This is a genomic window from Scrofimicrobium sp. R131 (assembly GCF_040256745.1).
In the GTDB taxonomy this organism is placed as follows: Bacteria; Actinomycetota; Actinomycetes; order Actinomycetales; family Actinomycetaceae; genus Scrofimicrobium; species Scrofimicrobium appendicitidis.
In genome coordinates this window covers 1,987,900-1,998,704 of sequence record NZ_CP138335.1, presented here as the reverse complement: position 1 = coordinate 1,998,704, position 10,805 = coordinate 1,987,900, and the positions used below count along the sequence as shown (strand labels likewise).

General features: G+C 66.3%; 12 protein-coding genes. 4 read left to right on the top strand and 8 right to left on the bottom strand.

What is annotated here, in order from left to right; all coding sequences use genetic code 11:
* Positions 1-9: 9 nt before the first annotated feature.
* From radA to SAC06_RS09190, 3 genes are read right to left on the bottom strand one after another with little or no spacing between them, the layout of a single operon-like run.
* A complete protein-coding gene (gene radA / locus SAC06_RS09200) occupies positions 10-1,389 on the bottom strand; it encodes a DNA repair protein RadA (RefSeq protein ID WP_350258000.1) in 1,380 nt (459 codons plus the stop codon).
* Positions 1,390-1,423: 34 nt separating this feature from the next.
* Entirely contained in the window at positions 1,424-2,092 is a 669-nt protein-coding gene (locus SAC06_RS09195; RefSeq protein ID WP_350257999.1) for a TrkA family potassium uptake protein, read from the bottom strand.
* Between the two features lie 18 nt (positions 2,093-2,110).
* Positions 2,111-3,613: a TrkH family potassium uptake protein gene (locus tag SAC06_RS09190; protein WP_350257998.1), complete on the bottom strand. Its 1,503-nt coding sequence runs from the start codon at positions 3,611-3,613 to the stop codon at positions 2,111-2,113.
* Positions 3,614-3,836: 223 nt separating this feature from the next.
* Between SAC06_RS09190 and SAC06_RS09185 the strand changes: the two genes are divergently transcribed.
* Both SAC06_RS09185 and SAC06_RS09180 read left to right on the top strand, forming a co-directional pair.
* A complete protein-coding gene (locus SAC06_RS09185; protein WP_350257997.1) occupies positions 3,837-4,049 on the top strand; it encodes a helix-turn-helix domain-containing protein in 213 nt (70 codons plus the stop codon).
* A 100-nt stretch (positions 4,050-4,149) separates the two neighbouring features.
* Complete coding sequence (locus tag SAC06_RS09180) at positions 4,150-4,248, top strand: 30S ribosomal protein bS22 (protein ID WP_074712200.1); 99 nt, start codon at positions 4,150-4,152, stop codon at positions 4,246-4,248.
* Between the two features lie 54 nt (positions 4,249-4,302).
* On the opposite strand, the gene SAC06_RS09175 is transcribed toward SAC06_RS09180, so the two are convergent.
* Positions 4,303-5,103: an HAD-IB family hydrolase gene (locus tag SAC06_RS09175; protein WP_350257996.1), complete on the bottom strand. Its 801-nt coding sequence runs from the start codon at positions 5,101-5,103 to the stop codon at positions 4,303-4,305.
* Positions 5,104-5,186: 83 nt separating this feature from the next.
* Between SAC06_RS09175 and SAC06_RS09170 the strand changes: the two genes are divergently transcribed.
* Positions 5,187-5,858, top strand: coding sequence for a histidine phosphatase family protein (locus SAC06_RS09170; RefSeq protein WP_350257995.1), 672 nt, complete (start codon positions 5,187-5,189; stop codon positions 5,856-5,858).
* Here SAC06_RS09170 and SAC06_RS09165 read toward each other — a convergent pair.
* From SAC06_RS09165 to SAC06_RS09155, 3 genes are read right to left on the bottom strand one after another with little or no spacing between them, the layout of a single operon-like run.
* The gene (locus tag SAC06_RS09165) at positions 5,855-6,196 is read right to left on the bottom strand and encodes a PLD nuclease N-terminal domain-containing protein (protein ID WP_350257994.1); all 342 of its coding nucleotides are present in this window, start codon (positions 6,194-6,196) and stop codon (positions 5,855-5,857) included. The two genes, SAC06_RS09170 and SAC06_RS09165, sit on opposite strands and share 4 nt — an antisense overlap.
* A gap of 34 nt (positions 6,197-6,230) precedes the next feature.
* The gene (locus SAC06_RS09160; RefSeq protein WP_350257993.1) at positions 6,231-7,148 is read right to left on the bottom strand and encodes a 1,4-dihydroxy-2-naphthoate polyprenyltransferase; all 918 of its coding nucleotides are present in this window, start codon (positions 7,146-7,148) and stop codon (positions 6,231-6,233) included.
* A 3-nt stretch (positions 7,149-7,151) separates the two neighbouring features.
* Positions 7,152-8,309: an AMP-binding protein gene (locus SAC06_RS09155; protein WP_350257992.1), complete on the bottom strand. Its 1,158-nt coding sequence runs from the start codon at positions 8,307-8,309 to the stop codon at positions 7,152-7,154.
* Positions 8,310-8,391: 82 nt separating this feature from the next.
* Between SAC06_RS09155 and SAC06_RS09150 the strand changes: the two genes are divergently transcribed.
* On the top strand, positions 8,392-9,834 hold the full coding sequence (locus SAC06_RS09150) for a L,D-transpeptidase family protein (RefSeq protein ID WP_350257991.1): 1,443 nt from the start codon (positions 8,392-8,394) through the stop codon (positions 9,832-9,834).
* Here SAC06_RS09150 and SAC06_RS09145 read toward each other — a convergent pair.
* On the bottom strand, positions 9,831-10,775 hold the full coding sequence (locus SAC06_RS09145) for a 1,4-dihydroxy-2-naphthoyl-CoA synthase (protein WP_350257990.1): 945 nt from the start codon (positions 10,773-10,775) through the stop codon (positions 9,831-9,833). The two genes, SAC06_RS09150 and SAC06_RS09145, sit on opposite strands and share 4 nt — an antisense overlap.
* Positions 10,776-10,805: the final 30 nt, after the last annotated feature.

Here is a 10,805-nt window from a genome sequence, read left to right as displayed (position 1 = left end):
CCAGTGTCATCAGTCTATCTTCAATGCGAAGTTGATGGCTTCGGAAAGCTCTCCCACGGGGATAAGTTGCAGGTTCCGGGGCGCCCGCAAGTCCTGGACCTGGGAGGACGGCACCAGCGCTTCTCGATAACCGAGACGTTGCGCTTCGGCCAGTCGCCGCTCCAGCCCGTGGCAGCCGCGGATATCCCCGGTCAGGCCCACCTCGCCAATTGCCACCAGGCGCGGCCGAACAGCCTCACCGCGTTTGGCGGAAGCAAACGCCAAAGCGATGGCCAGGTCCGTCGCGGGTTCGGTGGCGACGGCCCCACCCACGGTCGAGACGTATACGTCTTCCTCCCGCGAGCCGATCCCCACCTTGGCTTGCAGCACCGCGAGGATCATGGCCACCCGCGAGTGGTTCAGCCCCGAGACGGTCCTTCGTCCGTTGCCACCGGGCCCCTCCTGCGCGAGGGCCTGCACTTCTGTTGGCAGCGCCCGCTGACCGTCCAAGGTAATGGCGATGGCACTACCCTCCACCTGGCGCTCGTGATTGGAGACAAACAGGGACGAGGGGTCCGGCACCTCTTCCACCCCGCGGTCCGTCAGCTGGAAGCAGCCCACCTCATCGGTGGAGCCGTACCGGTTCTTCAACGAGCGGAGCAGGCGCAGACCGGTGTGCCGGTCCCCTTCAAAGTGGCAGACCACGTCGACCAGGTGCTCGAGCGAGCGGGGACCGGCCAGGCCCCCCTCCTTTGTCACGTGGCCGACCAGGATCGCCGGCAGGTTCTGCTCTTTCGCCACCCGGATGACGGCGGTCGTCACCTCCCGGATCTGGGTGACACCCCCGGGGACGCCATCCGCCTCCGGCACGGTCAGGGTCTGGACCGAGTCCACGATCAGCAGGGAAGGGCGGTGCTCAGCCGCGTGGGCGGCCACGGCCTGGAAGTTGTTCTCTGCCACCAGCAGCAGGTGCGGGGTGAGCGCGCCGATCCGCTCTGCCCGCAGCCGAACCTGCGACGCGGTTTCCTCCCCGGTGGCGTACAGGACCGGTCCGCGCCCATCCGCCTCGGCCATCCGGGCAAACCGGGCGGCAATGTCGAGCAGCAGGGTGGACTTACCCACCCCCGGGTCGCCGGCCAGCAAAATAATCCCACCCGGGGTGATCCCCCGGCCGAGGACCCGGTCAAACTCAGAAATACCCGAGGGGAAGGCGGCCGCCTCCCGAATGTCCACCTCGGTCACCGGCACCGCGGCAGTCGCCAGCGCCGGGAGCGAGGACCCGGGCGCGGGCGGGCCAATTCTGGCCTCGGTCAGCGTGCCCCACGCCCCGCAGGAGCGGCACTGGCCGAGCCACTTGGGGGACTCCCAACCGCATTCCTCACAGACGTGAACTACTTTGGTTTTTGCCATGCCCCGACCGTACTCTTCCGCTCCGACAGGTGCGCTAGCGGGGACGTTCGGAGAAGTTGCCGATGGCGGCGGTTGAACCCGAGACGATCAGAATGTCCGAGTCCTCCACCAGCGTCTGGGAATCGGCGTAGCGGAAGGACTCCCCCTGGCTAATCACGCCGAGCACGCGCACGTGGTAGCGGGTCTCCACCTGCGACTCGGCCAGGGTGAACCCTTCGAGCTCGCGCGGGGGCCGCATTTTGGCGATGGCCAGCTCTTCCTGATCCATCTCGATGTAGTCCAGCAGGTCCCCACCGACCAGGTGGGCGGCTCGTCGACCCGCGTCGAACTCCGGGTAGATCACGTGGTGGGCGCCGATCCGCTTCAGGATCCGCCCGTGCTCCCGCGAGGTGGCCTTGGCCCAAATGGAGGGCACCCCCAGGTCCACCAGGTTCGCGGTGATCAGCACCGAAGCTTCCAGGGCGGAGCCGACCCCGACGACGGCGGCAGAAAATTCCGCTGCCCCCGCCTGCTCCAGGGCTTCCATGTCAGAGGCGTCGGCCTGGACGATCGGAATCAAACCGGTAAAGTGCTGGACCAGGCTCATGTCCTTTTCGATGGCCAGGATTTCCTTGTCGAGGCGGTCCAGGGAGGCGGCCACCGCCTCGCCAAAACGACCCAAACCGATCACCAGGGTACCGCTGGTACGCCGACGAGGTGACATGTTAGATTCCTCCAGAAATCAACCAACGATGGGACGCGACTCAGGCATCCGCACCAGTCTACTCTTTTCCCGCAGGGCCAAAGCGGTGGCGAAAGTCATCGGTCCCAGCCGACCGGCAAACATCAGAAAGACCAGCACCGCCTTGGCTGCAGCGGGCAGATGCGGCGTGATTCCCAGCGACAATCCGACCGTGCCGAAGGCCGAAATCGTCTCGAAGATAACCGCCTCCAGCGGCAGGTTCGTCATCGCCAGCAGCAGGAATGCCGCCAGCAGCACCATGGCGGTGGAGATGAACAGGACCGAAACCGCCAGGCGCACCGTGCCAAAACGCAGGCGCCGGCCGTAGACCTCCACGTCGTGGGAGCCTTTCGCTTCGGCCAGCACCGCCAGGAACAGGACGGCGAACGTCGTCACCTTGATCCCGCCCGCGGTTGACGCCGACCCGCCCCCGATAAACATGAAGATCCCGGTCAGGAAGACGGTGGTGGACTCCTGCGCGGAGGTGTCAATCGCGGAAATGCCGAGGGAACGGGAGTTGATCCCCGACAGCAGCGAGTTCAGCACTTTCTCCGAGCCGGCCAGGTGGCCGAACGTGCCCGGGTTGTTCCACTCCAGCACGGCGGTCGAAATGACGGAGAGGAAGAACAGGCCCCCGAAGACCGACAGGGTCATTTTCGAGTGCAGCGTCCAGCGGCGGGGCTTCCGCGGGTTCCGGATAAAGTCGTTCAGCACCGGGAACCCGAGCGCCCCCACCGTGGCCGCCAGGATGATGGGCAGCAGGAACCCCCAGTCGCCCACGAACGAGGCGGCCCCACCCTCCAGGTTGACGAAGCCCGCGTTGTTGAACGAGGAGATAGCCATGAACAGGCCGCTCCAAAGCGCGTCCGGCACGGTGAAACCCAAGGTGAGGAACCGCAGGCTGAGCGCCACGAAGACGCCGCCCTCCACCACCAGGGAGACCATCATGACGTTGGTCAGAATTTGGCCGACGTCGCTCATCCCGCGCGAACCGGTGGCCGAGGAGGCCAGCATCCTCTGGGTCAGCCCCAGGTGGCTGGACACCACCAGCGCCAGCAGCGAGGCCAGCGTCATCACGCCCAGGCCGCCGATGAAGACGCCGAGAACCATGACCCCCTGGCCGAAGTGAGACCAGTAGGTCGCGGTGTCCACCGTCGTCAGCCCGGTGACGCAGACGGCCGAGACCGCGGTGAACAGGGCGTCGATGAACGGGGCCCGCTCGCCCGAGGTGGTGGCGATCGGCAGGGAGAGGAGGCCGGTGATGGCGGTGATGATTGCCAGGAACACCAGCAGGGTGGCGCGGGCGGGGGAGCGCTGGGCCAGGTGCTCAAACCAGCGGGCCACCCGGCGGTGCACCTGCCACCACTTGACCCGGGACCGGGAATGGGGTGGCGGGAGGACGCGAACCGGGTTGGAGTTGCGACCGGGGACGAGCCAGCGATGGGTGCGCCACTCTTTCCGGCTGCCGTCTGGCAGCGACCCTCGGTGCCGTCTGATCCCCATGTTTCTCCTGCTGCCGGGCGCCCTGAATGGCTCCATAGTACGCTGCCGCTCTTCCCTGTGAAGTTTATGAGCGTTTAATGGGGAAGTCTCCAGGATCTGGTCTGGTTTTGGTTTTGATATTCCCCTGACGTGGGCGAAAGTGCGCTAGACTGACCTTCATTGGACTCAGTCGCGCCCGAAAAGCGCTGTTCACAGCCTGGTGCTGGAAGTAAGAGGGGTAGCAATGGTGGAGCCACAGCCCGTACCGAAACTGCTGACGGTTAACGAGGTTGCTGAGCTGATGCGGGTATCGAGGATGACCGTCTATCGGCTCATCCATTCCGGTGAGCTTCCGGCCGTTCGGGCGGGAAAGAGCTTTCGGATCCCCTCGGTGGCGGTGAAAGAATTACTCGATATCACATGGGCCGATGAACAACAATCGAGTTTGGGCGGGTAAGATATTCCGCGTTGTAACTGTTGTGGGCCACTGCCTGAGCCAAACGTAGATCGCTGATCGGGCCGGCAGGGGCGTGTCGATGTGACGAGGGGAGGACTCTATGGGATCCGTAGTAAAGAAGCGCCGCAAGCGCATGTCGAAGAAGAAGCACCGTAAGCAACTGCGCAAGACTCGTCACCAGCGCCGGAACAAGAAGTAGTTCTAAGCTTTGGTTTTGAAGCCCAGATCCCGCGGGATCTGGGCTTCAAGCATGTCAGCGGGTCCGGGGGGCGAGCCTCGCCAGCTTCCAGGCCGACCAGACGACGGCAGTCCCCCCGCCGACCACCAGGGCCGCCATGATCGCCCCGCGTCGGATCACGTCGCGCCGCTCGCGGGCATTGAGGATCTCCCAGTTTTGCTGGCGCGCATATTCGGTCAGTTCCCGATCCGGGTTAACCGCCACCGGATGCCCAACGGCGCTGAGCATCGGAATGTCGTTGGCCGAGTCGGAGTAGGCCCACGACCGGGACAGATCAATCTGGTGCTCCTCGGCAATCTCCTTCAGCACCTTCACCTTCCCGGGGCCGTGGACCAGGTGACCTTCCAGCTTCCCGATCAGGCGGTCGCCGGAAACCTGCATCCGCGTTCCCACCCCGCCCGAGGCTCCCAGCCGGCGGGCAATCACCTCGGCCAACAGCCAGGGGGTGGCCGAAATAAGCCACACCTGGTGACCGGCCGCACTGTGTTCCTTCAGGCGCTCGTAGGTCGCCTGGTAGACGTGGGGGACGAAGTACTGGTCGTAGACCTTTTCGCTCAGGTGCAGCAGATGCTCCACCGAGTTTCCCTCCAGCACCTTCGCGGCCCGGTCACCAAACTCGCCGATCTTGCCCGCGTTTTCCCCCAGCAGGACAAAGCGAAGGGTCTGCCGGGCTGCGTACTGCAGGTCGCGCAGGCTGAAGAACCCCTGGGAGAACATTTCTCGAGCCGCCCAAAAGGCGGTGGCTCCGCGCACCAGGGTTTCGTCGACGTCAAAGAAGGCCCCGATCGAGCGGGCCTCCGGGTTGGTTTTCTCCATAGCGCTAGCCTAGGACTTTTTGGCCGGGTCGAGGAGGTGACTCCGGTTGCGGGGGCGGGCGGGTTCCGTGCGAAACTAGAGCCATGGCCTTTACGACAGTGCACCTGCTCCGCCACGGTGAAGTGGATAACCCCGACGGCGTCCTCTACGGCCGCCTTCCCCAATTTTCCCTCACCCCGCTCGGCCGGGAGATGGCGTCCGAGGTGGCGCAGTACCTGAGCCTGGAGGAGCGCGACATCACCCGGGTGATCGCCTCGCCGCTACTGCGGGCCCAGGAAACCGCGCTGCCGACCGCCCTCGCCTACCACCTGCCGATCGAGGCGGACCCGCGCCTGGTCGAGGCGGGATCGACTTTTCAGGGTGAGAACGTCAACGGGAACCGGTGGGCGCTGGCCCACCCGCGGAACTGGTCCCGCTACGTGCGCCCGCTGGAGCCGTCCTGGGGGGAGCCCTACCGACTGATCCGTGAGCGGATGTGCAGCGCCATCTCCTCGGCCATTGACGAAGCCTGGGGGCACGAGGCACTGCTGGTCTCGCATCAGCTTCCGATCGTGATGGTGCAGCGTTTCATTCAGGGCAAGCCGCTGGCCCACAATCCTCTTTGGCGCGAATGTTCGCTCGCCTCGCTCACGTCGCTGCTGTTTGACGACCACACGCTGGTCGGGTGGAGCTACACGGAGCCGGCCGGGCACCTGCTGCACGAGGCGGCCGACGTCACCCCCGGCGCCTCGGTGGCCCGGGTCAACGAGGGCTAATCCTCCTCGTCCTCATCCTTCGGCTTTTCCGGGGGAGGGGACTTCCGCTGGCGCCGGGCAATCCGGTCCGACCACTCCCGCAGGTACTCGGAGTCGTCGTCGGGAGCTCCGCGTTGAGGCGGGGGCGCCGCGGTTGGGCCGCGCTTGCGTTCTGCCTGGCCCACCAGCCGCAAGATCACCCAGGCGGCCGGGCCGATGATCGGGAAGATGATGATCACTGCCAGCCACAGCCAGCGGGACAGCCCACCGGGCGTCTGTGACTTCGAATTCATGCCCCAGTCAAGCAGGGCGTACAGCGTCACCCCAATGGCGAAAGCAAACAGCATGACTCTTGGCATGTTTCTAGGATAGTTGAGTTTGCGCGCGACCGGGCTACAGCGCCAGCAGCGCCCCGACCAGGACACCGTAGATTAGCGTGTACAGTCCGGTGTTGCGCAGGGCCACGATCAGGCCCGGCCCGGTGGCGCCGGCCAGCACGGGTAGCGCCGCGGGAATGCTGACCACCAGCAGGACGACGGCCAGCCAGAGCGCCCACACCCAGCTGGCCCCGAGGGCCAAGCCGCCCGCACCCAGGAGGGAGGCGGCCACCAGCAGCGCCAGGAACACCAGGCGCGAGGCGCGATCCCCCATCCGCACGGCGACGGTGGTCTTCCCCACCTCCCGGTCGGTGGGAATGTCGCGGAGGTTGTTCACCAGCAGCAGGGAGACGGAGGCCAAGCCCATCCCGGAAGCGGCCAGCCAAAGCCAGGCTGGAGCCGCATAGGCCTGAACCCAGTTGGTGCCCACCGTGGCCACCAGGCCAAAGAAGACGAAGACGAAAAGCTCGGACAGGCCCACCCCCAGGTAGCCGTACGGGTTCTTCCCCCCGGTGTAGAACCAGGCCACCGCGATCGCCAGGGCCCCCACCAGCAGGAACCACCAGGTTCCGGCCCAGGCCACCAGCGCGAGGCCCGCCAGCCCCGCCAGGGCAAAACAGCCCAGGGCCAGCGCCAGCACCTGCCGCTGCGGCACCAGGCCCGAGGCGGTCAGCCGGACCGGCCCCACCCGCACCTGGTCGGTGCCGCGAATGCCGTCGGAGTAGTCGTTGGCGAAGTTCACCCCCACCTGCAGCAGCAGCGCCACCAGCAGGGCCAGCACCGATTTCCCCCACGAGAAAGCCCCCAGTTGAGCTGCGGCCCCGGCCCCAACCAGGACCGGAGCGGCCGCGGCCGGCAGGGTCCTCAGCCGGGCCCCCTCCAACCAGTCGCGCCAGGTAGGACGAGCGGGCAGCTCAGGTAGGTGTGAACTCATGGGTTAATCGACGCTCCAGCAGTCTTGCTTGCTAATCATTTCGGTCACCGTGACAACCAGTCGGCGACGATCCACTTTACCGGAACTGAGCAGGGGCAGGTCCCCGACGAACACGACCGCACGGGGGGCGTGGTGCGCCCCGAGCTGGGCGGACACGGCGGCGCGAAGCTCGGGACCAACCAGGGCCGGCGACCCCGCCCCCTCCAGCGCCGCGACGGCGACCTGACCCCAGTCGGGATCGTCCACCCCGATCACGACCGCGTTCAGGTCCGGGCGCCAACTGCCGATCGCCTCCTCGATGGTTCCGGGCGAGAGGTTTTCCCCACCGGAGATGATGACGTGGTCGGCCCGCCCCTCGATGGTGAGCCGCCCCTCGTCCATCCGGCCAAGGTCACTGGTGACCAGGTAGCGGGTGCCATCCAGGGTGACCAGCGGGCTGGGCTCGCCCAGGTACCCGTCCATTAGCACCGGCCCGGACAGGTGCACCAGGCCGGACTCGATCCGCACCCCGATGCCCGGCAGGGGGCGGGAGTTGTAGACGCACCCGCCGCAGGTTTCGGTCATTCCGTAGGTGGTTACCAGCGGCAGGTGGGCGCACTGGCGGGCGAGTGCCGGGTCGAGTCGAGCCCCGCCCACCAGGATCCGGCTCAGGCCGGACAGGTCTTCGCCCTGGAGTCGGCGCAACTGGGTGGGCACCAGCGAGGTGATGAGTGGCTCCCGGGCGGCGGCCACGGCGGCGGGAATGTCCTCGGTTCGGCCGACCACCAGGGGGGAGACCCCGAGCAGGACGCTGCGCACCAGCACCTGGAACCCGGCGATGTGGTGCGGGGGCAGCGGCAGCAGCCACCGAGCCGGGCCGAGAAAGTCGATGGTGCGACCGGCCGAAGCTCTCAGCGCCTCCCAGGACAGTCCCACTAGGTGCGGTCGGCCCCGCGTGGAACCGGAAGTGGCCAAAATCACATCTGAAGTCAGGGTCGCTGGAGGCAGGTTTTGCAGTGCCTTTTCGACCTGTTTGTCCTCTGTTCCCAGCACGATCAGCGGGCGTCGTACCGTCCCAAATAGCCGCTGTTTGATGGCCTCTACGAGCAGGTCAACGGAGCTTTGCTCCAACCGGACGCGAATGATCTCTGCCGGGAATTCCGGGGTGGTACTTGCGGGCATGAATCTACTTTAGGACACAGTCTTTCCGTGTTGGCCACCCAACATCGTCAGCGGCTCTGCGGGCCGATAGAATGGCTGCATCATGAAGAATCTTCTCTCCACCCGGCCCCGCCAAATTGTCTTTGTGCTCTCGATCATTTTGCTGATTTTAGTGATTGCGGTTACGTCACTGTTTTTCTTTTTCCGCACCCACGCTCTCCCGGGAGCGAAAATCGGTGAAATCTCCGTCGGGGGCCAAACTCAGGCCGCGCTGGCGCAGACCCTGAAGTCGCACCAGGCAGACCAGCAGGTGCAGCTCACCGTGCTTGACGCCGACCCGCAGCCGGTCGTCCTGGCTGAGGCCGGGGTCAAGGTGGACGAGGCGGCCACGGTTGACCAGGTGCTGGCAGCCTCGCGCTCGGTCGGCGGGTTCCTGCGCGGCCTGTTCGGGACCGTTCAGATTGAACCGGTGGTGACGGTGGACGACGCCGCGTTCGGGACTTTCGCCGACTCTTTGATCGGGCCGGAACAGTCGGGGGCGGTCGACGCGGCCGCCGTCTACGATCCCGATTCGGGCACCTTCTTTGCCAAAGAGGCGCAGCCGGGCCAGACGGTCGATCGGGATGCCCTCCGCGGGGAACTGGAGCGGGCCGCCCAGTCTCTGCAACCGGCCTCTGTGACCGCCCCCGTGTCGGTCCAGGACCCCGCCATCACCACGGAGGCAGCGACCGCGGCCGTGCAGGAAGCCAACCACTTCCTGACCGCTGAGCTGACGCTGAACGACAACTACCCCGATTCCACCTCGCCCGATCACGACACCCGGGTGTCCTGGATCGAGTTCAAGCAGGGGGACGACGGGTATCATCCCACCCTGAAGGCGGACCTGGTGACCAAGTGGGCGCAGGACTTCGCCGACGAAACGACAGACCAGCCGGTCAACGGACTGCGAAATGTGGATGCCAGCGGCAACGTCGTCGCCACCTCCCTGCCCGCCGAAGACGGCTACGGGGTGAACAACGTGGCCGAGGTGGCGCCGGCCTTCGAGCAGGCGCTCCGATCCAGCTCCGACCTGTCCTTTGACTTCACCTACGACGACCTGCCGGCCACCTGGACGGACCGGCCGGCCCTGCCCGGGACGGAAGACTGGATCTACCGCCCGGCCGAGGGTGAGAAGTGGCTGGACCTGAACCTGACCAACGCCACCGTCACCGCCTACGAGGGCACCGATGTTGTCGGCGGCCCCTGGTACATGGTCCCGGGCGAACCCCGCACCCCAACGGTGGACGGCGAGTTCAACGTCTACCTGAAGTACGAGCTGCAGGACATGCGCGGCGAGAACGTCGACGGCTCGAAGTACCTGACTGAGGACGTGCCCTGGGTGACCTACTTCCACGGCGGCTACGCCTTCCACGGGGCGCCCTGGCGTTCATCCTTCGGTTGGACCGGCCCCGGTGGCTCGCACGGATGCGTCAACATGCAGCCGGTGGACGCCAAGTTCATTTACGACTGGGCGGACATGGGCACGAAGGTGGTCAGCCACTACTAGTAGTAGTAGGGGAACTGGCTCCAATCTGGGTCCCGCTTCTCCAGGAAAGCGTCGCGTCCCTCCCGGGCCTCCTCGGTCATGTAGGCCAGCCGGGTGGCCTCACCGGCAAACATCTGCTGTCCGGCTAACCCGTCGTCCACCAGGTTGAACGCATACTTCAGCATCCTGATCGCCTGCGGGGACTTGGTGGCGATGATCCGGCAGTACTCCAGGGCCGTTTCCTCCAACTGGGCGTGGGGCACCGCCTGGTTGACCGCCCCCCACGACTCCGCCTGCTGCGCGGTGTAGGGACGGGCGAGGAAGAAGATTTCCCGGGCCCGGCGATCCCCCACCTGGCGGGCCAGCAGGGCAGAGCCGTAACCCGCATCGAAGGAGCCGACGTTGGCGTCGGTCTGCATGAACTGCGCGTGCTCCGCGCTGGCCACCGCCAGGTCGCAGACGACCGCCAGGGAGTGTCCGCCCCCGGCGGCCCACCCGTTCACCGCGGCGATCACCGGTTTCGGGGTGGCGCGAATCAGGCGCTGAACCTCCAAAATGTGCAGCCGACCGTGGCGGGCCCGACTCTGGGCGTCGCCGGCGGGGCCGTACTGGTAGCCCTCTTTCCCCCGCACCCGCTGGTCGCCGCCCGAACTGAAGGCGTAGCCCCCGTCCTTGGCGGAGGGGCCGTTCCCGGTGACGATCACCGCGGCCACCTCCGAGTTGGTGCGGGCATCCTCCAGTGCCACCAGCAACTCGTCCACCGTCTGGGGGCGGAAGGCGTTCCGCACCTCGGGCCGGTCGAAGGCGATCCGAACCCAGGGCAGGGGAGCGCCGGTCGGAGCCCCGTCCTGGGGCCCGCGGGACCGGCCGCGATGGTAGGTGATGTCGGTGAAGGTGAAACCGGGGACCTCCTGCCAGCGGGCGGGGTCAAACGTGTCGGAGACAAAAGGAAGGCTGCTCATGAGTTAAGTGTATGCGGTGCGCCGACAGGT